At 50.9% G+C, this 22,480-nt stretch carries 22 protein-coding genes; 8 read left to right on the plus strand and 14 right to left on the minus strand.

All coding sequences use genetic code 11. From position 1 onward, the window contains the following. Positions 1 to 39 precede the first annotated feature (39 nt). From cobG to cobJ, 4 genes are read left to right on the plus strand one after another with little or no spacing between them, the layout of a single operon-like run. On the plus strand, positions 40 to 1,383 hold the full coding sequence (gene cobG, locus FHS77_RS01230) for a precorrin-3B synthase (protein WP_184218802.1): 1,344 nt from the start codon (positions 40 to 42) through the stop codon (positions 1,381 to 1,383). Then, positions 1,376 to 2,002 (plus strand): precorrin-8X methylmutase, encoded by a 627-nt coding sequence (locus FHS77_RS01235; RefSeq protein WP_184218806.1) that lies wholly within the window; start codon positions 1,376 to 1,378, stop codon positions 2,000 to 2,002. Before cobG ends, FHS77_RS01235 begins: the two co-directional genes overlap by 8 nt. Beyond that, positions 2,002 to 2,742, plus strand: a complete 741-nt coding sequence (locus FHS77_RS01240) for a precorrin-2 C(20)-methyltransferase (RefSeq protein ID WP_184218809.1) — start codon at positions 2,002 to 2,004, stop codon at positions 2,740 to 2,742. Before FHS77_RS01235 ends, FHS77_RS01240 begins: the two co-directional genes overlap by 1 nt. Beyond that, complete coding sequence (gene cobJ / locus FHS77_RS01245; protein ID WP_184218812.1) at positions 2,727 to 4,442, plus strand: precorrin-3B C(17)-methyltransferase; 1,716 nt, start codon at positions 2,727 to 2,729, stop codon at positions 4,440 to 4,442. The genes FHS77_RS01240 and cobJ overlap by 16 nt, the downstream gene beginning before the upstream one ends. 58 nt (positions 4,443 to 4,500) lie before the next feature. Here cobJ and FHS77_RS01250 read toward each other — a convergent pair whose 3' ends face one another. The 3 genes from FHS77_RS01250 to FHS77_RS01260 all read right to left on the minus strand — a co-directional run bounded on the left by FHS77_RS01250 (position 4,501) and on the right by FHS77_RS01260 (position 6,506). Continuing rightward, on the minus strand, positions 4,501 to 5,001 hold the full coding sequence (locus FHS77_RS01250; RefSeq protein WP_184218815.1) for a hypothetical protein: 501 nt from the start codon (positions 4,999 to 5,001) through the stop codon (positions 4,501 to 4,503). A 127-nt stretch (positions 5,002 to 5,128) separates the two neighbouring features. Next, on the minus strand, positions 5,129 to 6,007 hold the full coding sequence (locus FHS77_RS01255; protein WP_343060926.1) for an alpha/beta hydrolase: 879 nt from the start codon (positions 6,005 to 6,007) through the stop codon (positions 5,129 to 5,131). A 43-nt stretch (positions 6,008 to 6,050) separates the two neighbouring features. After that, a complete protein-coding gene (locus FHS77_RS01260) occupies positions 6,051 to 6,506 on the minus strand; it encodes a flavin reductase family protein (protein ID WP_184219637.1) in 456 nt (151 codons plus the stop codon). Positions 6,507 to 6,753: 247 nt separating this feature from the next. Between FHS77_RS01260 and FHS77_RS01265 the strand changes: the two genes are divergently transcribed. After that, positions 6,754 to 7,839, plus strand: coding sequence for a branched-chain amino acid ABC transporter substrate-binding protein (locus FHS77_RS01265; protein WP_184218818.1), 1,086 nt, complete (start codon positions 6,754 to 6,756; stop codon positions 7,837 to 7,839). On the opposite strand, the gene cbiB is transcribed toward FHS77_RS01265, so the two are convergent. The 4 genes from cbiB to cobA are packed head-to-tail and all read right to left on the minus strand — an operon-like array spanning position 7,836 to position 12,021. Next, positions 7,836 to 8,816: an adenosylcobinamide-phosphate synthase CbiB gene (cbiB, locus tag FHS77_RS01270; protein WP_184218821.1), complete on the minus strand. Its 981-nt coding sequence runs from the start codon at positions 8,814 to 8,816 to the stop codon at positions 7,836 to 7,838. The two genes, FHS77_RS01265 and cbiB, sit on opposite strands and share 4 nt — an antisense overlap. A 30-nt stretch (positions 8,817 to 8,846) precedes the next feature. Next, the gene (gene cobD / locus FHS77_RS01275; RefSeq protein ID WP_210307006.1) at positions 8,847 to 9,863 is read right to left on the minus strand and encodes a threonine-phosphate decarboxylase CobD; all 1,017 of its coding nucleotides are present in this window, start codon (positions 9,861 to 9,863) and stop codon (positions 8,847 to 8,849) included. Positions 9,864 to 9,868: 5 nt separating this feature from the next. After that, positions 9,869 to 11,176: a cobyrinic acid a,c-diamide synthase CobB gene (locus FHS77_RS01280; protein WP_184218826.1), complete on the minus strand. Its 1,308-nt coding sequence runs from the start codon at positions 11,174 to 11,176 to the stop codon at positions 9,869 to 9,871. Beyond that, positions 11,173 to 12,021, minus strand: a complete 849-nt coding sequence (cobA, locus tag FHS77_RS01285) for a uroporphyrinogen-III C-methyltransferase (RefSeq protein WP_246431189.1) — start codon at positions 12,019 to 12,021, stop codon at positions 11,173 to 11,175. The genes FHS77_RS01280 and cobA overlap by 4 nt, the downstream gene beginning before the upstream one ends. A 134-nt stretch (positions 12,022 to 12,155) precedes the next feature. On the opposite strand from cobA, the gene FHS77_RS01290 reads away from it, so the two are divergent. Then, positions 12,156 to 13,271: a cobalt-precorrin-5B (C(1))-methyltransferase gene (locus FHS77_RS01290; protein WP_184218832.1), complete on the plus strand. Its 1,116-nt coding sequence runs from the start codon at positions 12,156 to 12,158 to the stop codon at positions 13,269 to 13,271. Beyond that, positions 13,258 to 14,022: a cobalt-precorrin-6A reductase gene (locus tag FHS77_RS01295; protein ID WP_184218835.1), complete on the plus strand. Its 765-nt coding sequence runs from the start codon at positions 13,258 to 13,260 to the stop codon at positions 14,020 to 14,022. The genes FHS77_RS01290 and FHS77_RS01295 overlap by 14 nt, the downstream gene beginning before the upstream one ends. On the opposite strand, the gene cobM is transcribed toward FHS77_RS01295, so the two are convergent. The 3 genes from cobM to FHS77_RS01310 are packed head-to-tail and all read right to left on the minus strand — an operon-like array spanning position 13,986 to position 15,577. After that, the gene (cobM, locus tag FHS77_RS01300) at positions 13,986 to 14,753 is read right to left on the minus strand and encodes a precorrin-4 C(11)-methyltransferase (RefSeq protein WP_184218838.1); all 768 of its coding nucleotides are present in this window, start codon (positions 14,751 to 14,753) and stop codon (positions 13,986 to 13,988) included. The two genes, FHS77_RS01295 and cobM, sit on opposite strands and share 37 nt — an antisense overlap. A 9-nt stretch (positions 14,754 to 14,762) precedes the next feature. After that, entirely contained in the window at positions 14,763 to 15,140 is a 378-nt protein-coding gene (locus tag FHS77_RS01305) for a cobalamin biosynthesis protein (protein WP_184218841.1), read from the minus strand. Next, the gene (locus tag FHS77_RS01310; protein WP_184218844.1) at positions 15,125 to 15,577 is read right to left on the minus strand and encodes a tellurite resistance TerB family protein; all 453 of its coding nucleotides are present in this window, start codon (positions 15,575 to 15,577) and stop codon (positions 15,125 to 15,127) included. Before FHS77_RS01310 ends, FHS77_RS01305 begins: the two co-directional genes overlap by 16 nt. A gap of 148 nt (positions 15,578 to 15,725) precedes the next feature. Between FHS77_RS01310 and FHS77_RS01315 the strand changes: the two genes are divergently transcribed. Then, positions 15,726 to 16,511 carry a TSUP family transporter gene (locus FHS77_RS01315; RefSeq protein ID WP_184218847.1) on the plus strand — a complete coding sequence of 262 codons (786 nt, stop codon included), beginning with the start codon at positions 15,726 to 15,728 and terminating at the stop codon, positions 16,509 to 16,511. On the opposite strand, the gene FHS77_RS01320 is transcribed toward FHS77_RS01315, so the two are convergent. The 4 genes from FHS77_RS01320 to cobW are packed head-to-tail and all read right to left on the minus strand — an operon-like array spanning position 16,508 to position 22,480. Beyond that, the gene (locus FHS77_RS01320) at positions 16,508 to 16,936 is read right to left on the minus strand and encodes an EamA family transporter (RefSeq protein WP_184218850.1); all 429 of its coding nucleotides are present in this window, start codon (positions 16,934 to 16,936) and stop codon (positions 16,508 to 16,510) included. The genes FHS77_RS01315 and FHS77_RS01320 overlap by 4 nt on opposite strands. A 56-nt stretch (positions 16,937 to 16,992) precedes the next feature. Further along, positions 16,993 to 17,631 carry a cob(I)yrinic acid a,c-diamide adenosyltransferase gene (cobO, locus tag FHS77_RS01325; RefSeq protein ID WP_184218853.1) on the minus strand — a complete coding sequence of 213 codons (639 nt, stop codon included), beginning with the start codon at positions 17,629 to 17,631 and terminating at the stop codon, positions 16,993 to 16,995. After that, positions 17,624 to 21,421: a cobaltochelatase subunit CobN gene (gene cobN / locus FHS77_RS01330; protein WP_184218856.1), complete on the minus strand. Its 3,798-nt coding sequence runs from the start codon at positions 21,419 to 21,421 to the stop codon at positions 17,624 to 17,626. The genes cobO and cobN overlap by 8 nt, the downstream gene beginning before the upstream one ends. A 3-nt stretch (positions 21,422 to 21,424) precedes the next feature. Further along, complete coding sequence (cobW, locus tag FHS77_RS01335) at positions 21,425 to 22,480, minus strand: cobalamin biosynthesis protein CobW (RefSeq protein ID WP_184218858.1); 1,056 nt, start codon at positions 22,478 to 22,480, stop codon at positions 21,425 to 21,427.

Genomic DNA, 22,480 nt, shown 5'->3' on the forward strand with positions numbered 1-22,480 from the left:
ACTGTGGCATGATTAAAGATCAAGGCGTATAAGAAAAAAATGCCAGCAAACCTGCCTCAAAACCCTCATTCTCCTGACCGCCGCAGCGCCTGTCCCGGATTATTCCGCATGACCAGCGCATTAGATGGCCATATCTGCCGCATCAAGCTGCCACTTGGCCGGATAACATGCGCGCAGGCAGAAGAAATAGCACGGTTAAGCGAGCAATATGGCAACGGCATTATTGAGCTGACGATTCGCTCCAATCTGCAATTGCGCGGCGTAAAACCAGAAAACCGCGAAAGACTGATCAAAGCCTTGCTGGCATGTGGCTTGGGGCCTTTGAAAGCTGATGGCGATGATGTGCGTAATGTCATGGTCAACCCGACCGCCGGCATCGATGCAAGCCAGCTGACTGACACCACAAATCTTGCCCATGATTTACTGCGCATTTTGCAATTAACGCCGCGCTACCACGCATTATCGCCAAAGTTTTCGCTGCTTATTGATGGTGGCGAGGCTTGCGCTATCACCACCCATGCCAGCGATATCTGGCTGAGCGCCTGTGCAGATGGTGAGCATTATGCTTTTGGCTTTGCCTCAACACCTTTGCAATCTGCTTATCTGATTAAAACAACCGATGCGCTTGCCTTTGTCTCTGCCTGTCTGGACACATTTCTGACCTTAGCCGAACAATTCAATATCAGTCGCATGAAGCAGTTATTGGCTCATATCAGCCCTGAAGAGTGGATAGTTGCAATCACAAAACAGTTTAACGGGCTTATCCAAACAGCTCATTGGCAGCGCCAAGCGGCTAAAGCTTTTGCCCATCTCGGGCAACACGCCCAAAGCGATAAAACTCAAAACTATGTCGGTGCAACGCCGTTCTTAGGCCGGTTGTCTCCGCATGACATGCAAAAACTTGGCATCATCGCTCTCTCTGCGGGTTCTGATTATTTTTGTCTCACTCCGTGGCAGAGTTTAATCATCCCTAATATTGATGCGATAAAAGCACCCACTATAATACAACAATTGCACGATGCAGGCTTTACCAGTGAAAGCCACGCAATTGCAGCCAATATCCGTGCTTGTTCCGGCTCTAAAGGTTGCGGCTCAGCACTCGCTGACACGCAAAATGATGCCAAACAATTGGCACAGCTGCTCGGCCAACAAACAATGCCGTTTATTCATTTAACCGGCTGTGCCAAATCCTGCGCTTCGTTAAGCGCTCTGCCGGTCACACTTTTAGCAACCAAGCCACAGCATTATGATCTCTTTTTGCAAGACAAAACTGGACGATCACGCTTTGGAACGCTATTGGCCAGCAATATAACAATTCAGGATGCAGCTAAACTGCTGCAACAACACCCAATATCCAAAAATACGGGAACCGGTAATGTCTGATTATATCCGTGACGGACAGGCGATTTATGATCGCTCTTTCGCCATTATTCGCTCTGAAGCCAATCTGGCCAATATTCCGGCCGACATGGAAAAGCTCGCTGTGCGTGTGGCGCACGCTTCCGGCATGGTTGATGTGATTGACGATCTGGTATTTTCAGACGGCGCAGGCAAATCCGGCCGCGATGCATTGCTGGGAGGCGCACCAATTATTTGTGACGCGCGCATGGTTGCCGAAGGTGTGACCCGTGCAAGATTGCCAGCCGACAATCAGGTCATCTGCACCCTAAATGACCCTTCTGTGCCGGAACTGGCCAAAAAACTTGGCAATACACGTTCCGCCGCAGCGCTTGAACTCTGGCTGCCGCATCTGGAAGGCAGTGTTGTTTCCATCGGTAATGCACCAACCGCTCTTTTCCGCCTGTTGGAAATGATTGATCAGGGCGCACCAAAACCTGCACTCATCATTGGTATGCCGGTTGGTTTTGTCGGCGCGGTTGAGTCAAAAGATGAACTGGCCGCTAACAGCCACGGTGTGCCTTTTGTGATTGTGCGCGGTCGTCGTGGCGGCAGTGCCATGGCCGCAGCCGCTATCAATGCCCTTGCTTCGGAGAAGGAATAATGAGCGCCTCTCCCAAGGGTAAACTCTATGGCTTAGGCGTTGGCCCCGGCGACCCTGAACTGATGACACTCAAAGCATTGCGCCTGCTGAAGGCTTCGCCGGTCGTTGCCTATCACGCGGCCAAGGGTAAAAAAGGCAATGCTTTAAGCATCGTCGAAGAGTTTTTATCGCCTGAGCAGACCCTCATTCCGCTGATTTATCCGGTCACCACCGAAAAACTGCCCGAACATATGAATTACGAGCAGATCGTCAGTGATTTTTATACGGAAATCACTGATCAGTTGGCCGCGCATCTTGATGCTGGTCAGGATGTTGCGGTGATTGCCGAAGGTGATCCGTTCTTCTACGGCTCGTTCATGTATATTCATGACCGTTTGGCACAGCGTTTTGAAACCCATGTGGTGCCTGGTGTATGTTCAGTGCTTGCTGCGTCAGCCGTGCTTGGTGCGCCTTTATGCTATCGCAATCAGGTTTTGAGCATCCTCTCCGGCGTGATGAGCCATGAAGAGTTGCGCGAAAAAATCCGTGCTACAGACGCCTGCGCTATCATGAAACTCGGTAAAAACCTTACCAAAGTGCGTGATGTTTTGCGTGAAGAAGGCTTGCTGGAACGTGCACTCTATATTGAGCGCGCCACCATGCAAAACCAGCGCATTATCCCGCTTGATGAAGTCAATGCTGATGAATGCCCCTATTTCTCGCTGATCCTTGTACCGGGTGAAAAATGGAACGGCCTATGACCCTCGCGCCCGCCATTTTGATATTAGGTCAGGCAAGCTTAGAGACCGCAAAAACCATAGCCGGTCTTTATCAGCGCGCCGAAATCTGGGGGCTTGAAGGCCGCGTTCAAGGGGCTGACAAAACCTATTCGCATTTTGGCGATACATTACGCGCCCTTTATCAGGAAGGCCGCCCGCTGATCGCTTTATGCGCCAGCGGCATTATCATTCGCGCACTTGCGCCCCTGCTCAGCAACAAACAGGCCGAGCCTCCGGTTTTAAGCATTGCTGAAGATGGCAGTGCAGTTGTGCCCCTACTTGGCGGCCTGACCGGCGTCAACGATATGGCAAAAACCATTGCCAAGGCCTTCGATGTAAAACCCGCCATTACCACCAGCGGTGAATTGCGCTTTGGCATCAACCTGTTGCATCCGCCGGTTGATATGGTCTTGGCTAATCCCGATGCCGCCAAAAAATTCACCTCTGATTTGCTCGCAGGTGCAGCTTTACGCCTCATCGGTCAGTCACAATGGATCAAGCGCTCTAAATTACCACTCCACGATGATGGCGATTTAACAATCCGTATAACGCCGGAAATCACAAGCCCAAGCGACAATGAGCTGATCTATCACCCGCGCACGATAGTCATTGGTATTGAAAAACCATGTGCGGATTTATATGACCATGTGGCAAAAATCTTAGCAAATGCCGGATTGGCAGCACCCTCATTAGCGCTCATCCTTGCCCATGAACATGATTGCAACAATGATGATATTCGTCGCTTTGCCGCGCAATCCGGCTTACCATTACGTTTTGTCGAAACAGAGGGTGCGCTTACCCCGCATAGTGTTGATGAACCCGTCAAGCTGATTGAAGAAACCCAAGTGACAATCGCAATCGCCGACACACCGCAAGATATTGTCTTGTGCGGGCGTCCGCGCGGGCGTCTCAGCGTGATTGGCTTAGGGCCCGGCGACAAGCAATTTACCACGCCTGCGGTTTTAGCCGAGCTTGCCCAAGCGCAAGATTTACTTGGCTATGAAACCTACATTAAAATGGCCGGAACCTTACGCGACGACCAGCGCATTTATGCAACCGACAATCGCGAAGAAATGCAGCGTGCCCGTCATGCTTTTGAACTCGCTGCATCAGGGCGCTCTGTAGTGATGGTCTCCTCCGGTGATCCGGGTGTTTTTGCCATGGCAACAGCCGTGATGGAAGCGCTTGACCAAAGCGACAATCCAAGCTGGCACGCGGTTGATCTGGTCATTCAGCCCGGCATTTCTGCCGCTATGTCGGCAGCTTCTAAGGCCGGAGCACCATTGGGGCATGATTTCTGCATCATCTCACTTTCGGATAATTTAAAGCCGTGGAGCGTGATTGAAAATCGCATCCACCATGCCGCTTTGGCCGATATGGTGATGGCGTTTTACAATCCGGTTTCCAAGGCACGCCCGCATCAATTGGGACAAGCAATTGAAAAATTACGCCAGCTTCGAACGCCGGAAACGCCTGTCATACTGGCACGCGATATCGGACGCCCTGCCGAAAGCTTACGCCATATCACCCTTAGTGAATTGCATTCCGACATGGTGGATATGCGCACGGTTGTGCTGGTCGGCTCCAGTCTGACACGGACATTTGACCGCGCAATGGGGCAAAAATGGACCTATACGCCGCGCTGGTATGGCGACGAGCACCGCCCTAAAGACTTCAAATAAATCGCAGATACAAAAAAGGCAGGGAAATCCCTGCCTTTTTCATAGGTTCAAATCTCACTTACTTTGCTTTTGCTTTAGCTTTGGCTTTGCCCTTGGCAGAAGCTTTCACAACTTCTGCCTTCTTAGCCGGTGCCTTGTTAGCAGCAGCTGCTGCGGCAGCATTGGCAGCAGCCTGATCAGCACTCATAGGCGTTGTATCAACAACCGAGCGTACGCTGCCCTTAGCATTGACCGAACAAACAGCACTGCGCAAATCAACCTTCAAAATCACATCCGTGCCGCCAGCAGAGCCCGGACGGCTATCAACTGCAGAAATCACTTTTTCAGGCAGGAAATATTTGTTTGCAGCAGCAACAATGCAAGGATCAGCCAATGATGGCTCAACATATTTGGTCGCAGGAGCAAAAAAGCCTGAAGATTTGCCTGATCCCGAAACAGGCATCTGGACTTTGGTCTGCGTGCCGCCTGAAGGTGTAGTTGTGGTTGTACAAGCAGCCACTAAAGGCGCGATCATAGTCACTAAAATAACACGGGTTCCGGTGCGGGCACGACCAAGCATAGCATTCCTCACATAGACTGAAGGGGCAAATTTTAACTGAAATAACTATTCGCTTTTGCGCGATTGTCGAGTGGCAGGAAGGTCACAGCGCAATGTTTAATGCAAAATTGCACAGCTGATTGCACCTTTATTTCAAAATCCAGTTTAAAATTTCACGCCAATCCGCCATCCGGATCGGTGTGCCATGATTGCCGCTTTCAAAGCGACGAAACTGCACCGGATAATTACCACCTGCTTTTTTCAGCTTTTGATAAAAAGCTTCCATATCAGTAACAGCAAAAACCGGATCACGGCTGCCATGCGCCAAAAAGATCGGTAAACGCCGCTTGAAGCTTGCCGTTTTTAAATAGCCGTCATCCCATAGCGAGCCAAGCAATACTAAACCTGTCAAATGTGGTGCTGCCTGTTCATTGGCGGCAATGCGCCAGCACAAGGCACCACCAGCCGAGCCGCAGGATAAAACCAGCTGTGCCGATGGTGATTGCGATTTGAGAACGGCAATCAAAGCTGCAATCTGTGCTTCGCCCTGATTGGCAAAATCTTTAAATTCCGGCGTTACATAAAGGCCGCCATTCTGGCTTGTCAGATATTTGACGCGGTTAAAATTACCACCAAAGGTAAAATCATTCATGCCCTGATGGCGGTTGCCGCCTCGGCCATGCAAATAAATAACAATGAAAGACGCATTTTTCAGCTTGCCCGCCGCCATGGCCTTGACGTTGCCGGCCTCGGTTTTAAACACCAGATCCTGCTGATTGGCACGCGCGCGCAAGCTGACATAATCATCTTTAACACGCTTTTCAGGAATGGCATCGCGGCCATTAATATCACGCATCTCATTGTAATCAATGACCTGATAAGCACCATTATCTTTAGAAGAAATCACTGCGGGATAAGCGAAATACTCATCCTTATAGGCAGGCAAAGCAGCAGCACTCGCCGAACTAACAAAACCGGCACACAGTAATGCTGCCAGCAAAGTGCTGCGTTTTAAAAATCTTGCCACGTCCTGAGACCTCCCCCCGAAATATGTCGCAACTCTCTTTTACTTAAAGCTGCAGCGCATGATAGCGGCGATTGAGATAAATCAGTGCTTCTTCATCGGTTTTTTGCGAAACAGCAACCACTTCGCCAAACACGACATAATGGGTGGAATGCTCCTGTACCGAGGTTACGCGGCAATCAAACGAAGCCAATGCATCGGTTAAAACCGGCGCACCGGTTACCAATGTCTGCCATTCACCCAAATCAAAACGCTCGTCCTGTGACATCTGAAACCGTCCGGAAAAAGCATCTGATAATTTCTGATGGGCTGCTGACAATGTATTAATGGCAAAAACACCATTCTCAATGAACAGCTTGTTATATTCATGCATCTTCTGCAAACAAACCAGCACAGTTGCCGGATTATCCGAAACAGAACAGCACGCCGTCAGGGTAAGACCACGTCTGCCAGCCTCACCATCTGTTGTCACCAATTGTACGGCACCGGCAAAATGGCTCATCGCATTGCGATATACCTGCGGTTCGACTGCGGTACTTTCCAGACCTGTTACCTTCACGCTTTGCACGTTTTCACCCTGAATATGTCAATATGCGATCAATTTACACCGCTCAATACGGTAATCCATAGCAATTGAGCAAGCTATTTCTTGTTATTTTATATGAGGCATTGCACGAAGCGCCTTAAACCGCTACCCACATTTATGTTATTTTCAAATTTTCCATCGCTTTAAACAAGATCGTTTCACCATGATGTCCGGCTCTGCAAAAGCCCTGATAATTGTAAGTTTTCTGTCTGCAACATTTCATGTGGCAGCGCCTGCACGCGCCGATGAAAATAAAATCGGCATTGCAGCACCTTTATCCGGTTCTTTTTCAATGCTCGGCGAACAATTGATCAAAGGCGCCAGACAAGCTCATCCCAATACAGCCTCACTGATCATTGCAGATGATTCTTGCTCGGCTGAAGGCGGAAAACAAGCCGCTGATATTTTTATTAAAGAAAATGTCAGTCTGGTTACAGGCTTTTTATGCAGCGAAGCATTGGAAGCAGCACTTCCGCTTTTGCAACAAAACCATATTCCCGTTCTCAGCAGCGGCGTGCAGGAGCGCACATTGACGGAAAAAAGAAAACCGGCTTCACTGCCTGTTTTTCGTCTTAGTACCGGCATGGAAAAAGAAGTAGCCGCTATCGGCTCAGCCCTTGGCAGCCTTTGGAAGCAAGAAGCTTTTGCCGTGATTGATGATGGCACGATTGAAGGACGCGAACTGGCGGCTGGTGTATTGCACGCGCTTAAAGAGCAACAGCTCGAGCCTGTTTTTACCGACACCTATCGCCCCGGTTTAGATAATCAGTCTGCTTTAGTCTCACGTCTGCGCCGTGCCGGAGCCAGCCATGTCTTTGTTGGCGGACAAGCCGATGATGCAGCGGCTATCGCGCACAGCGCTCAATCACTCAATTATCCGCTGATTATTGCCGGTGGCTCTTTATTGAACACCGCCGCCCCCGATATCACACTTTCAACCGATACATATATGGTTGCGCCGCTTTCGCCGGACAACCTGAAATCCGCACAGGATTTCAGACAAACCATGATCGGAAAAGGCGAAATTGTCGAAACCACACTGACGGCCGGTTTTGCCTCGCTGCAAATAGCCGATCAGGCCATTGCACGAGCACAAGAAAAGCTTGTCCCGATTGCAGAGGTCTTAAACTCCGCTGCCTTTGAAACCGTTCTTGGTACTATTCGTTTTAATCAAAACGGCATGCGCAGTGATAATCCAAACCGGTTGCATCGTTTTAACGGACAAAATTTCGCGCCGGTTGAAAATTAAACCAACCAAGCGACAAGCGTTGCAATAACGATTGCAATGCCCATCACCGTCATTGTGTGCCAGAAAAGCGTAACTGCGGCTGCGATATCATCCGCGTTTGCTTCTCTGCGCCCTCCCTCATTAAGGGTCGGGCTTGCAACCGGCTTGCCATAATAATGGCGAGGCCCTGCCAGCGCCAAACCAAGGGCGGCTGCAAATGCACTTTCCGGCCAGCCGGCATTGGGCGAGCGGTGCGAGCCGGCATCGCGCCACATTACGCGCCAACAATATTTCGCCTGTGACAAACCATGAAACATTAACACAGCCACGACAGTTAACAGCCCTGTGAGCCGTGCAGGTATAAGATTGACCAGATCATCAAATCTGGCCGCAAACCAACCATAATAAAGATAGCGTTCATTCATATGGCCGATCATGGAATCCGCTGTATTAACAAGCTTGTAAACCAGCAAACCCGGCAAGCCTAAAACCAGATACCAAAAGACCGGCGCCACAACACCATCGGATGCATTTTCCGCCAGACTTTCAATGGCCGCACGCGATACACCACCTTCATCCAGACCTTCCGGATCACGCCCGACAATCATCGAAACCGCATATCGCCCTTTAGCAAGGCCTCCTTCACGAAGTCCTGTTGCCACGGCCTGCACGTGATCGGCCAGACTTTTTTGCGCCAGAAACACCATGACAATCAAGGCTTCGACCACAGCCCCTGCAAGTCCTATTTCTCGCAAAAGTAACTGCAAACCAAAGGCCAGAGCGCCCACCACCAGCATCAGAAATGTAAAAGAAACTGTGCCGCGCAGACGCAAGCTCTGAGGTGATATGCCCTTATGATTAAGGCGCTTTTCAAAAAAGCTGATTAGCTTACCAAAAATCATAACGGGATGCGGAACACGCGCCCACATCCAAGCCGGATCGCCGATTATGCGATCTAAGAAAACCGCAAAAAATAATATAATCAGCTTTATTTCCATAAGCTTAGCCCTAAACCTTGAATCAAATCATCAAGCTTTAAATGTCGAAAGAGCGTCTTCCAGACGTTTTAAATCAGACTGGTCTTTGGCAAGCCCCACCCGCAACCAATTGGGCGCATAATCAAACTTACGCACCCAAATATGCTGCTCGGCCAAATGCTCCCATAGGGCATAGGCTTCTTCAGATTGCACCAGCGAGAACAAAGCCGTACCGCCAATTTCTTCCAACTTGTGCCGCGCGAAAACAGCCGACAAACCCTCGCGTCGCTCATCGATACGACGACGGAAACTTTCCAAACCGTCATGGCTGAACGCTGCCTGTGCAATTGCTAATGCAGGGCCTGAAACGGCCCATGGCCCCAAACGCGCCGCGATCTTTTCAACGATAGACGGGTTGGAAAATGCAAAGCCCAAACGCACACCGGCAAGCCCAAAAAACTTGCCGAAAGATTTCAGCACAATCAACGGCTCATGTACGGCATGCGGCACCAGCGATGCCCCTTCATGCACATCGGCAAAGGCCTCATCGACAATCAAAAATCCGCCCTGACGGCCAAGCTCACCCGCAAGGTTTAATAATTGTTTTGCCGGAATATAACGGCCATCCGGATTATTCGGATTAACCACCACGACAACCGAAACATGTGCCGGAATATCTTCAATGGCGGTACAAGAATGGACATTCCAGCCGGAACGCTGAAAACTTGCCGCATATTCCTGATAGGTTGGCGTTAAAATCGCCATATCGCCGGTATCTGCCAAGAGTGGCATAATCTGAATGAGCGCCTGCGTACCGGGAGCCGCCACCATTGGCGCTTGCCCGTCAGCACCATAAAACCCGCGCGCTGCATTTAACGCCGCTTGCAGCACATAATCGTCCGGCAAACGATGCCATAGGCTCAACGGCAGTTCCGGCAGCACGAAGCTTTCCGGATTGATGCCGGTTGACAGATCAAGCCAACCGGAAAACTCGCCGCCAAAATATGCGACTGCTGCATCAATACCGCCGCCATGAAACACTTTTTCCGGCTCACGACTTGTCACCAATGTGGTCACTGATCATCTCCGACCAGATCAATCACATGCATGAAAGAACCGGAAACAGAACCAAGCCGCAGGCCTGCCACGCCCAAATCTTCATCAATCGCATCGCGAACCTGATAAAGCGGCTCTGCGCCACTTTCACGCACAATATTAGCATAGTGAAACTGATGACCGCGCAACTCTGTCTGCCAAGGCGCACCGGCCAATGGTTGCAGTTTACGATAGCCTAAGTTGAGGCGAGGTTTGGCAAAGCTGGTTTCCAGCGGCAAGAGGCCAAGCATTTTATGCTTTTTGCCACTTGCATCTTCCAGTGTTTCACCCAGCATCATATAGCCGCCGCATTCGCCATAAATCGGCACATTTTCTGCCGCCAGGCGATGCATTTCCTGTCTGAAATGCGACGCATTACTTAAAGCTTCAGCAAACAATTCCGGATAGCCACCCGGCAAATAAACCGCATCGCAATCCTTTGCCGGCGCTTCGTCTTTCAAAGGCGAGAAGAACGTAACTTCGGCACCACGACGCACCCAGCCATCAATCAGATGCGTATAGGCAAAAGCAAACGCATCATCACGCGCCACAGCAATGCGCTGACCTAATGGCGGCAGACGCGAAACATTGGCCATTGTGCCATGCAGACGCACGCTTTTCCAAATACGTTCCAGCTGCACAAAATCCAGACGTTCACGCATCACGGATGCCGCATTATCAATAAACGCATCCAGATCGCCATGTTCATTGGCCTGTACAAGCCCGAGATGACGCTCCGGCAGGGTCAGACTATCAATGCGAGGAATTGCACCGACAACCGGAATACCCAGCGGGCTCAAAGCCTCGCGCAGCATTTTTTCATGTCGTGGCGAGCCAACACGGTTCAAAATCACACCGCCAACCATAATGTCGGGGCGGAAATTGGCAAAACCTTGCACCAAAGCTGCGACTGAATGCGACTGACGGGCGCAATCCACAACGAAAATAACCGGCAGCCCCAGCAATTCGGCCAAATCAGCGGCAGAACCGGTGCCGTCAATAGCGCCGTCATAAAGCCCCATCATGCCTTCGGCGATCAGCAATTTGCCGCCCTCAGTCATGCGACCTGCCAAAGCGCTGATCAGCTCACTGCGCATGCCCCACGGATCAAGATTGAAACATCTTGCGCCGCTGGCTGCGGCATGAAAAGCCGGATCAATATAATCAGGGCCGATCTTGGCCGGAGCTAACGGCAAGCCGCGATCTTTCAATACGCGCAAAAGCCCTAAAGTTACGGTTGTTTTACCAGAGCCCGAACATGGTGCGGCTATCACAAAGCCCTTCATGCAGTTTCTCCCTGTTCATTTTCTCGCGTCTGTATTTCACTTTTTAAAACACGGTCACCAGCGACGCCAAGCCAATCAAGGCTCTCCCGCAGTTTAACCACCTCACCCACCACCACAATGGCTGGCGGCTGTAATCCTGCATCACGCACTGCTTTTTCAGCTTTTTCCAAGGTGGTTTCCAGCACAAACTGGTTTTTGAGCGACGCATTACAAACAAATGCCATCGCCTCATCGGCGGCACGTCCGGCTTCAATCAACCGGCGGGTAATTTCACCGATATGTTTCATCGCCATATACATGACGATCACCGGCGAACCGCGCGCAATACCGTGCCAGTCGATCTTATCCGGCATCACACCATTGGCATCATGTCCGGTTAGAAATGTTACACTTTGATTAACAGTGCGGTGCGTTGCCGGAATACCGGCATAGGCCAAACCGCCAATACCTGCGGTCACACCCGGAACAATACGAAACCTGATACCATGCTCCACTAATGTCAGCGCTTCTTCAGCGCCGCGGCCAAACACAAACGGATCACCGCCTTTCAGGCGCAACACCCGCTTATTCTGGCGTGCCAGTTCCACCAGACGCAACGAAATATCGCGTTGCTTGAAGGACGGTTTACCACCGCGTTTACCAGCATATTCCAGCACAGCATTACTATTTGCAAACTGCAAACATGTTTCATCCACCAATGCATCGTAGACAATCACATCCGCCTGCTCAAGCGCACGCACGGCATGCAGCGTCAAAAGACCGGGATCACCGGGTCCGGCTCCCACCAACCATACTTGCCCCGGTTCCATTTTCGGCAACAGATCTTGCCTTACTTGCTTGTTCATGCGGTCTTCTTCATGCATCATAGAATTTCATTCATATCACTGTTATCGGATAATCAGCGGAATTGAATAGTGAATTGCTCTTATTGGCATAAATTTTCTCTGTGTCCGGCCGGATAATAGACTATAAGCCCCTTATGAGCGACATGACAGAACCAGACAATGAACATGAAGAGCACACCGATGCACCCGCCTTGCGCAAAGGCTGGACAACGGGAGCCTGTGCGACAGCCGCAACCAAATCAGCACTCACTGCCCTGATTACCGGCGAATTCATTGATCCGGTCGGCATTATTTTGCCCAAAGGCGAAGTGCCTTTCTTTCCGCTGGTGCTGGAAAGTTTGGGCGATGGCTATGCCATGGCCGGTATTGTTAAAGATGCAGGTGACGATCCTGACATTACCCACGGCGCAACAATCATCTCAACAGTTTTTCCTGCCCCTCCCGGCACCGGTATTATTTTTCAGGCCGGTGATGGTGTCGGCACAGTGACCCGTCCTGGCTTACCGATTCCCCCCGGTGAAGCGGCGATCAATCCTGTACCACGCAAAATGATGACCGAAATTTGCGAGGAAATCTGCGCGCAATATGGTTTGCCTGCCGATCTGGTAATTATGATTTCAGTGCCGGACGGCGAGGAAATTGCCAAAAAAACATGGAACCCCCGCCTTGGTATTGTTGGCGGCATCTCCATTTTAGGCACCACCGGCGTGGTCAATCCTTTTTCCTGCTCGGCATGGATCCACTCCATCCATCGCGGCATTGATGTGGCGCGTGCTGAGAAACAAAACCATGTGCTTGCCGCTACCGGTTCCACATCGGAAACAGCAGCACAAGAGATTTATAATCTGCCGGATTTTGCCATTTTAGATATGGGCGACTTTGCCGGTGGCGTGTTAAAATATCTGCGCAATCATCCGATTGATAAATTAACGCTTGCGGGTGGCTTTGCCAAACTCACCAAGCTTGCTCAAGGCGCGCTTGATCTCCACTCTGCCCGCAGCCAAGTTGATATGGGCTTTTTGTGGGAGACAGCCAAAGCACTCGGCGCACCTGACGATATGCGTGAGATGATTCTATCTGCGAACACTGCACTCGAAGTGCTTGAAATGACTCAAAAGATCGATCTGGGACTACCGCTAGCCATTGCAAAAAAAGCACAGCAAACTGCCCTCAATACGTTGCGCGGCGCACCGGTTGATGTCGAGATTATTGTAACAGATCGCAAAGGCACTATCCTTGCCCGTCTCTGATCAAAACATCCTTTTACTCGGCGGAACCACAGAAGCCACAGAGCTTGCACAAATCTTAAATGCGCAAGGTTTTCCCGTCACCACTTCGCTGGCAGGCAGAACCGCGAACCCCTCACCCGTTGACGGCAATGTGCGCAGTGGCGGCTATGGCGGTATTGAAGGGCTAAGTGACTATATAACGCAACAAAATATTGCGCTCATCATTGATGCCACCCACCCTTTCGCCAGACAGATATCAGCCAATGCACAAAAAGCAGCCGATCAAACCCGCTGCCCGCTCATCCGGCTGGAACGTACAAGCTGGCAGCAACAGTCCGGCGACAAGTGGCAGCTTATTCAAAGTGAAGAAGAAGCAGCGCGCCTGTTACCTGCTGGTGCGCGTGCATTTTTAGGGCTTGGCCGTCAGCATATTGCCCCGTTTCAAAGCCGCGATGATGTGCATTTTATCATGCGGATGATTGATCCGGCCGAAGTGGCGCTGCCACGCCATCACGAAATCATTCTGGCAAAGCCCGCCGACTATGAAGCGGAATTTGACCTGTTGCGCCGATACAAGATCACCCATCTTGTCTGCCGCAATTCAGGTGGTAGCGCATCTTACGAAAAAATTCGTGCCGCCCGCGAACTGGCCATCAATGTGTTGATGATTGAGCGCCCCACACCTGTTGCGCACCACATAGTCGAAGATTCTCACGCAGTGCTGCGCTTTGTCGATCAGCTTCTAGGTTCGCCCCCGCGCAGCACATGCTGATGGCTTTCATGATAAAGCGCTGAATCACGAAAATTCTTTGCGTCCAACGCATGTCCGATAAAAATCATTGCGGTGCGTTTCACACCATGCTCTTCTATTTTGGCACGAATATCAGCCAATGTGCCTTTGATGAACTCCTCATCCGGCCAGCCCACCCGATAAGCCACAATTACCGGACAATCCGCGCGATAAAGCGGCAATAATTCATCTTCTATTTTTGCCAGATTACGGATCGACAAATGGATCACCATTGTCGCACCGGACTGGCCAAGATTACTGAGCGTCTCACCTTCCGGCATGGCAGAAGACTTCATCGAAGTGCGGGTCAGGATGATCGACTGGTTTACACCCGGAATAGTTAGCTCTTGTTTTAAAGCCGCAGCAGCTGCGGCAAAAGCCGGCACACCAGGCGTCACATCATAATCAATGCCAAGCGCATCAAGCCTGCGCATCTGCTCTGCCATCGCACCATAAATCGACGGATCACCGGAGTGGACACGCGCCACATCCAAGCTATTTTCATGGGCCTCGCGCATGGCTTCGATAATTTCATCCAAGGTGAGCGTCGAACTATCAATCAACAGCGCATTTTCTGGCGCACAGGCCACCAATTCCTTTGGCACCAATGAGCCCGCGTAAATGCAAACCGGACATTGTTCAATCAGCCGCTGGCCACGCACTGTAATTAAATCCGCAGCACCTGGCCCCGCGCCGATAAAATGAACAACCATAATCTCAACTCATCCTGTTTGCGCTAATGCAAATGTTGCATTGGCAAAGCTTACCTTTTCAACGATCAGAACTGCGTGTTTTCCCGCTGCCAGCAGTGCCGCAGCCTCCGCCACGCCATGACAACCAATCCGCTTGAACAACTGATCAGACGGATTTTTAAGCCTTGTTGCCATAGTTTCAAGTTCACTGGCCTCATAAAAGAATACCGGAACTTTAAAAGCGGCTGCCAGCGCTGAAATCACTGCACTGCCCCGCTTGGATGCAATGGTGGCTATGCCATCAATCTGATGACCTGCCGTTACATTACGCACCAGCTCAACCACTTCCGCAGGCTTTGCCGCACTGCTGAAGCCGATACCTAAAACAGCCATCAGCAGCGGTCGCATCTGGAAGCAGCACTGGCTTCCTGCAACTCCTGCGGACTCACATTGAGAACCTGCGCCACCCGATTGATTAAAGCAGCTTCCGCTTCATCAAACGCATTATCCGAGCAAGCGACTGTCATCAGATCACGCAGTAATGCCACGCGGCGTTCCGGCGCCATTTCGGCAAGCATCGCCGCCGCCTGTCGCGTATTGGTTTCATAGGCATAATCTTTGAGATATTCGGTCACTTCCGGCAGCTCTTCCGCTGAAATACCAAAATTGGCAAAAGCGATTTCCTTAAAGGCTACAATTTCTGCCGGATGCTGATCACCATCAGCAAACACCACATGCATCAGCAACAACAGCTCTGCCGCCATGGCCGGATCTGCCGCCACCCTCTGCACAGCACTTTTCTTCGAAAGAAACGCATAAATCCGGTCAAACAAGCTTTCAGCCATTGTAACGTTCCCTTTTGAACCATTGATAAACTGAGTGTTGGCAAGCCTTTCTTCAGAAAACAAGCTCTTTTTTATTTCGTGTTAAACCGCTAAGACAATGAAGGACTAAACGCCGCCTTGCCACTTCATTCTTTTTCCGGCTTGCAACATGTTTGAATTTTTCGACCAGCTAACCCTGCTTCTCGTCGCCGCTGCATTTATTGCCGGTATTGTTGATTCGATTGCAGGTGGCGGCGGCATGATTACCATTCCGGCTCTTCTGCTGGCAGGTATTCCGCCTGTAGAAGCTCTAGGCACCAATAAACTGCAAGGGCTTTTCGGCTCCACATCGGCAACAATTGCTTATACACGTAAAGGCCATATTGATCTTGTATCCCTTTGGCCTGCCGCGCTCATGTCGCTCATTGGCTCAGTGTTCGGCGCACTTCTGGCAACGGTTTTGCCAGTTAGCATCATTCGCGGTGCCTTGCCCGTTTTGCTGATTTTGATCGCGCTTTACTTCATGCTGAAGCCCAATATCAGCGATATCGACCGCACCAGCCGGATCAAACCGTTTTTGTTCGGTATCACTATAGTGCCGCTGATTGGGTTTTATGATGGAGTCTTTGGCCCTGGCACCGGCTCGCTCTTTATGCTCGCCTTTGTCTCGCTGGCCGGTTACGGTATTTTGAAAGCAACCGCCCATACCAAGTTGCTCAATTGCGCCTCCAATTTAGGCAGTTTTGTTGCCTTTTCTCTGGTGGTGACAATCAATTGGAAATACGGGATTTTGATGGGGATTGCCCAATTTGCCGGTGCGCAAATCGGCGCTTCGCTGGCCATGCGGGTGGGGTCAAAAATCATCAAGCCATTGCTGATTATTGTCAGCCTGGGCTTAGCTATCCGCCTCATGCTGGAAACGGATAACCCGATGCGCGTCTGGTTGGGTTTTTAAACCCGCAAAGCGACCAGCACCACGCCGCAACCGATCAGTACAATGCCGAGCCAGTTGATCATCGACATGCGCTCACCAAGAAAAACGGCTGCAAAAACAGCAACCAGCACGACCGACAATTTATCAACCGGCGCGACGCGTGCTGCATCGCCCACTTGCAACGCGCGAAAATAAGCCAGCCATGAAGCGCCTGTCGCCAAACCCGACAACACCAGAAACACCCATGATTTGGCTGAAATATCGGCTGGTGATTGCCACTGCCCCGAGACACTTAAAAACACACTCAAGGCACCAATAATGACGAAAGTGCGGATCAGCGTGGCAAAATCTGAATTAACGCCCTGAATACCGACTTTTGCAAAAATTGCCGTGAGTGCCGCAAAAACTGCCGATAAAAGCGCCCAAAACTGCCAGCTATCAACCATTATATTATCCAATAAAAAATGCGTTCAAACTTCGCAAAGCTTGAACGCATCCAGTCTTAAAATTCAATGCCTTTTTGTGCTTTCACACCAGAGCGGAACGGATGTTTGATCATTTCCATTTCGGTGACCAGATCCGCCACTTCAATGAGTTCATCCTTGGCATTGCGTCCGGTGATGATCACATGTTTCATCGGAGCTTTGGCTTTCAGCACGTCGATCACTTCGCTCACCGGCAGGTAATCATAGCGCAGCACAATGTTCAGCTCGTCACAAAGCACCATGTCATAGCTGTCATCGAGGATCATAGCTTTTGCCTGTTCCCATGCATCTTTAGCCATCTGGATATCACGGGCGCGATCCTGCGTTTCCCAAGTAAAGCCTTCACCCAATGCCGAGATTGTCACTTGCTCAGGGAATTTTTCCAGCACCCAGCGCTCACCGGTATCCCATGAACCTTTAACAAACTGCACCACACCGATCTTCATGCCATGACCGAGGGCGCGAAAAACCATGCCAAAACCAGCGGTGGATTTACCTTTACCTTTACCGGTATTAACAATCACCAAGCCTTTTTCATCGGTCTTGGTGGCTTGCATTTTATCGCGTGCCGCTTTGATTTTCTTCATCTTCTCGGCGTGACGCGCGTTCAGCTCTTCTTCAGTCATTCCGATTGTTTTATCAGTCTTTTCAGTCATTTGCCTCGCCTTCCGGAATCAAATTCTGAGCCATCATTTCCAGTTCAAACCGTGCTGAATTCGAACGCGGTGTCCAGAACTGTCGTTTGACAGCCTCTTCTAGTTTCTGCGCAATTTCCCGTAATGCTGCCGGATTCTTATCCGCAATAAAATCGCGCACTTTTGCATCAACAATATAGGCTTGATAGACTGCCTCAAAATGATGGTTTGAGACAGCTCCTGTAGTGGCAGCAAAAGCGAATAAATAATCAACCGTTGCTGCAATTTCGACCGCACCTTTATAGCCGTGACGCATCACACCGGCGATCCATTTCGGATTAACCGCACGACCACGCACAACGCGCGAAAGCTCTTCCTGCAAAGTACGGATGACCGGACGCTCAGGGCGGGAATGGTCATTGTGATAGACATCAGGAGCCTTGCCGGACAAATGCTCAACTGTCGCGGCCATACCGCCTTCAAACTGATAATAATCATCAGAATCAAGCAGGTCATGCTCGCGGTTGTCCTGATTTTGCACAACCGCATCAATTGCTTTGAGGCGCGTTTCTAAAAGGCCGCGTTGCGCATCGCCTTCATCACCCGCACCATAAGCATAGCCACCCCAGACAAGCCAGGCCTCAGCCAGATCGCCACGTGCTTCCCAACCGTTTTCGTCCATCAAGGCTTGTAAGCCGGCACCATAGGCACCCGGCTTCGAGCCAAAGATACGATATCCGGCTTTTTTGTGCGCCTCTTGCTCGCTCTCACCTTTTGCCATCAAAGCATTGGCTTCTTCACGCATACGCGCGGCAACCGGATTATCACCCTCGCTTTCATCCAACTTGCCGACAGCGCGGATTGCTTTGTCGAAAAGTGCAATCTGCTCAGGAAAAGCATCGCGGAAGAAACCGGAAATACGCAATGTCACATCGACACGCGGGCGGCCAAGCTTCGCCATCGGGATAATCTCATAGCCGGTGACACGGCGTGAGGCCATATCCCAAACCGGTTTCACCCCGATCAAAGCCAAGGCTTGCGCAATATCATCACCACCGGTGCGCATATTGGATGTGCCCCATGCGGTCAGCCCGAAAGAACGCGGCCAGTCACCATTATCCTGCGTGTAGCGCGTAATTAAGAGTTCCGCCGATTTCTTTCCCAACTCCCATGCGGCTGGTGTTGGCACGGCACGGCTATCCACGGAAAAGAAGTTGCGCCCCGTTGGCAGCACATCAGGGCGACCACGCGTCGGCGCACCCGACGGCCCCGGATTGACAAAGCGCCCGTCAAGCGCTGCCATAAAGCCAGCGATTTCGGCTTGTCCGCACGCTTCTACACGCTGACGCAAATGATCATTAATAACGCTCAAAACCGCTTGCGTTTCCGGCCAGTCAACAGGACATTCTGCTTCGCCGCTGACAAGTTGCGCCGCAAACAGCTCAATACGTTCAACCGTATCACCATTATTGCGCCAGAGATCACTGCTGACAGCTTGTAAAAGCGCAGGCTTTTCGCCTGTCCACGGCTCAGCCATCGCGCAATCCAGCGGGTCAAACCCCGCCAGCAATTGCGCATCTTTGGCGATTGCCCGTTGCAAACTTTGATCACCAATAGCGCCACCAAGCGACACGGCAATGCCGCGCGGCACACGGGCAAGCGCCACTAACAGATCGGTAAGCAAACGCCCTTCCGGTGCAAGACCGAAAATATGCAAGCCGTCACGGATTTGCATTTCTTTGAGATCGCACAAATAAGCATCAAGCTTTTGCAGTGCCAGATCTTCATCATCATGGGCGTGAATACCGGCATCCTGATCAAGACCAATATCACGCACCAAATCTAAAATCTGGCTTTTAAGACGAATAAGGCGGCGCGGATCAAGCCCCGACGCCTCATAAAATTCATCCACCAAAGCTTCCAGATCTTTTAAGGGGCCATAGCTTTCAGCACGCGTTAAAGGCGGCGTCAAGTGGTCGATGATAACGGCACTGCTGCGTCTTTTGGCTTGTGTGCCTTCGCCCGGATCATTGACGATAAAAGGATAGATATGCGGGGTCGCGCCAAAGACAGCTTCCGGATAACAATTTTCCGATAAAGCCAATGCTTTACCGGGTAACCATTCCATATTGCCATGCTTGCCCATATGGGCAATCGCATCCACTTTGGCCACGTCGCGCAGATAAGCGTAAAACGCCAGATAGCCATGCGGCGGCACTAAATCCGGCGAGTGATAGCTTTCTTTCGGGTCGATATTATAGCCGCGTGCAGGCTGTATCCCCACCAGCGTTTCGCCATATTGCATCAGTGATAAAGCAAAGCTTTGAGGTTCGTTCATAAAAAACGGATCAGCTTGCGGCTCACCCCAGCGATCAAGCACCTCAGCCTGAATCTTATTGGGAAGTTTAGCAAAGAAGGCATTGTATTGATTCAAAGAAATCGTGTTGCGCACCACGCGCCCGTCATCCTCTACACTGGTGGGCGCTGCATTGGTGGGGCCAGCCATCAAATCACCAATCAACTGGTCGCCATCAACCGGCAAATCAGCCACCGGATAATTTTGCGCCTGCATGGCGCGTAAAACTTCCACCGTACCGGCAGGTGTATCAAGCCCGACACCATTGCCAAGCCGCCCGTCCCTGTTTGGATAATTGGCAAGGATTAATGCAACGCGCCGTTCTGATGCCTGTTTTTCTTTCAACCGCACCCATGCTTTGGCTAAATCCGCTACGAAATTCACGCGATCCTGTACCGGCTCATGCGTGACAATATTAGCTTGCACCACCGCATCATAGTTTTTTGCTGACTTAAATGAAACGGCGCGGGTCAATACGCGCCCGTCCACCTCCGGCAGCGCGACATTCATGGCAAGATCACGCGAGGAAAGCCCCTGCGGCGAACCTTCCCACATTTCCAAACTGGAACCGGACAAGATCACTTGCAGCACCATCGCGCCGTTTTTTTCCAGCACGGTCGGTTGTCGTTCTGAGCCGGGAACAGAAACCGCAAAACCAGTTGCGTTTAAAACAAGTGACGGCCTGTCTTCATCAAAAATGCGCTCCAGAACCGCCACCGAAACCGCATCTTTCAAGCTGCTGATATAGACAGGCAAGACATTCAGCCCGCGCGCCTTTAACGCCTCAATCAGCGCTTCAACCGGCTTGGTCTGACCACTTTGGACAAGCGCACGATAAAAACAAATAGCCACCACCGGCGCGTTTTTATCTGCTCTTAGCTCGCGCAATTCTGCAATCGTGGCAATACCATCTTCCGGCCACCAAAGACCGGCTTTTAATAAAGGCGCGGCCTCCACCGGCCGTTCACGGCCATCAATTAATGATGCGCAGCATTCCAGAAAGCCATGCGCATTTTGCGCGCCACCTTCAATCAGATAATGCCACAGTGTATCCAGATCATGCGGGTTAACCGTCGAATAGCGTTTCAGGCTTGCATCAGGCTTGTCATCGCCGGGTAAAACCGCCAGCATAATGCCGTGATTGACGGCGCAGGCATGCAGCGCTTCCAAGCCATATGGCCAGTAGCTTTCACCACCAATCACCCGTACGACAATCAGTTTTGCAAAACGCGCCGTGCGTTCCACATAAGTGTCCACCGACATCGGATGTGACAGTGACATCATATTCACAAGCCGGAGTGTTGGCGCATCACTTATTAAGCGATGCGCCGAGGCCAGACTTGCAAGCTCTGTATCAGCCGCAGAAAGAAACAAAATATCGGCAGGGCTTTGACCTAAATCGATGGCTTCGCTGCCGTCGGCAATTGTCCCTTTCTGGGCAAGCAGTAGATGCATGGATTACGCTGCTTCCTGCACGGATTTGGCAATGGCTGCTTCATCAATATCATGCACACCGATTACCACCAGCTTGGTAGAGCGGGCTTCACCGTCTGCCCATGGACGATCGAAATAATGCTCGATACGCGAACCGACGGCCTGCACAACCAGACGCATCGGCTTACCCGGCACATTGGCAAAACCTTTCAGGCGCAGAATGTCATGTTCGCCAATGATTTTCTTCAGGTTTTCAGCAAATGCTTTCGGGTCGCTTACATCACCGGCTTCAACGACAAAGCTTTCAAACTCGTCATGGCTATGGGTGTGATCATCACCGCTTTCGTGGTGCATTTCATGGTGTGATTTACGGTTGGCAATATCATCTTCCGAACCGACACCCAAACCAAGCAGAATGTCCGCACCGATTTTACCAAAGCTTGCAGGCACCATATTAGTCTGGCGCGATGAGCGTTCCGAAACATCTTTGCGCACAGTTTCAAGCGCTGCTTCATCAAGCAGATCGGCTTTATTCAGCACGATCAGATCAGCGGCATGAATCTGGTCTTCAAACAATTCTTCCAGCGGGCTCTCATGATCAAGCGATTCATCGGCCTGACGCTGCGCATCAATTTTATCATGATCATCCGCAAAGCGGCCTTCGGCAACAGCTGCCGCGTCAATCACGGTTACCACGCCATCAACGGTCACTTGCGTTTTAATTTCCGGCCAGTTGAATGCTGCTACCAGCGGCTGCGGCAGTGCCAGACCGGAGGTTTCAATCACAATATGGTCAGGACGATCAGCTCGTTCCAAAAGCTTGGTCATAGTCGGGATAAAATCATCGGCAACGGTGCAGCAAATGCAACCATTGTTCAGCTCAATGACATCATCTTCTTCACAATTTTCAATGCCGCAGCCTTTTAAAATGCCACCGTCAACGCCAAGATCGCCAAATTCATTAATGATCAGCGCAATGCGCTTGCCATTGGCATTTTCCAGCAAATTACGGATCATCGTGGTTTTACCCGATCCTAAAAAGCCGGTAATCACGGTAGCCGGAATCTTTTGACCCTGCAT

The sequence above is a fragment of the Paenochrobactrum gallinarii genome, assembly GCF_014205685.1.
GTDB lineage: Bacteria > Pseudomonadota > Alphaproteobacteria > Rhizobiales > Rhizobiaceae > Paenochrobactrum > Paenochrobactrum gallinarii.

Coding starts and splice junctions, on each gene's coding strand:
- FHS77_RS01265 (WP_184218818.1), top strand. CDS start 6,754: ATGATGTCCGGCTCTGCAAAAGCCCTGATAATTGTAAGTTTTCTGTCT.
- FHS77_RS01280 (WP_184218826.1), bottom strand. CDS start 11,176: ATGAAGGGCTTTGTGATAGCCGCACCATGTTCGGGCTCTGGTAAAACA.
- FHS77_RS01240 (WP_184218809.1), top strand. CDS start 2,002: ATGAGCGCCTCTCCCAAGGGTAAACTCTATGGCTTAGGCGTTGGCCCC.
- cobO (WP_184218853.1), bottom strand. CDS start 17,631: ATGACTGAAAAGACTGATAAAACAATCGGAATGACTGAAGAAGAGCTG.
- cobW (WP_184218858.1), bottom strand. CDS start 22,480: ATGCAGGGTCAAAAGATTCCGGCTACCGTGATTACCGGCTTTTTAGGA.
- cobN (WP_184218856.1), bottom strand. CDS start 21,421: ATGCATCTACTGCTTGCCCAGAAAGGGACAATTGCCGACGGCAGCGAA.
- FHS77_RS01315 (WP_184218847.1), top strand. CDS start 15,726: ATGTTTGAATTTTTCGACCAGCTAACCCTGCTTCTCGTCGCCGCTGCA.
- cobM (WP_184218838.1), bottom strand. CDS start 14,753: ATGGTTGTTCATTTTATCGGCGCGGGGCCAGGTGCTGCGGATTTAATT.
- FHS77_RS01260 (WP_184219637.1), bottom strand. CDS start 6,506: ATGAGCCATTTTGCCGGTGCCGTACAATTGGTGACAACAGATGGTGAG.
- FHS77_RS01320 (WP_184218850.1), bottom strand. CDS start 16,936: ATGGTTGATAGCTGGCAGTTTTGGGCGCTTTTATCGGCAGTTTTTGCG.
- cbiB (WP_184218821.1), bottom strand. CDS start 8,816: ATGGAAATAAAGCTGATTATATTATTTTTTGCGGTTTTCTTAGATCGC.
- FHS77_RS01250 (WP_184218815.1), bottom strand. CDS start 5,001: ATGCTTGGTCGTGCCCGCACCGGAACCCGTGTTATTTTAGTGACTATG.
- cobA (WP_246431189.1), bottom strand. CDS start 12,021: ATGAACAAGCAAGTAAGGCAAGATCTGTTGCCGAAAATGGAACCGGGG.
- cobJ (WP_184218812.1), top strand. CDS start 2,727: ATGGAACGGCCTATGACCCTCGCGCCCGCCATTTTGATATTAGGTCAG.
- FHS77_RS01310 (WP_184218844.1), bottom strand. CDS start 15,577: ATGGCTGAAAGCTTGTTTGACCGGATTTATGCGTTTCTTTCGAAGAAA.
- FHS77_RS01290 (WP_184218832.1), top strand. CDS start 12,156: ATGAGCGACATGACAGAACCAGACAATGAACATGAAGAGCACACCGAT.
- FHS77_RS01235 (WP_184218806.1), top strand. CDS start 1,376: ATGTCTGATTATATCCGTGACGGACAGGCGATTTATGATCGCTCTTTC.
- FHS77_RS01305 (WP_184218841.1), bottom strand. CDS start 15,140: ATGCGACCGCTGCTGATGGCTGTTTTAGGTATCGGCTTCAGCAGTGCG.
- cobG (WP_184218802.1), top strand. CDS start 40: ATGCCAGCAAACCTGCCTCAAAACCCTCATTCTCCTGACCGCCGCAGC.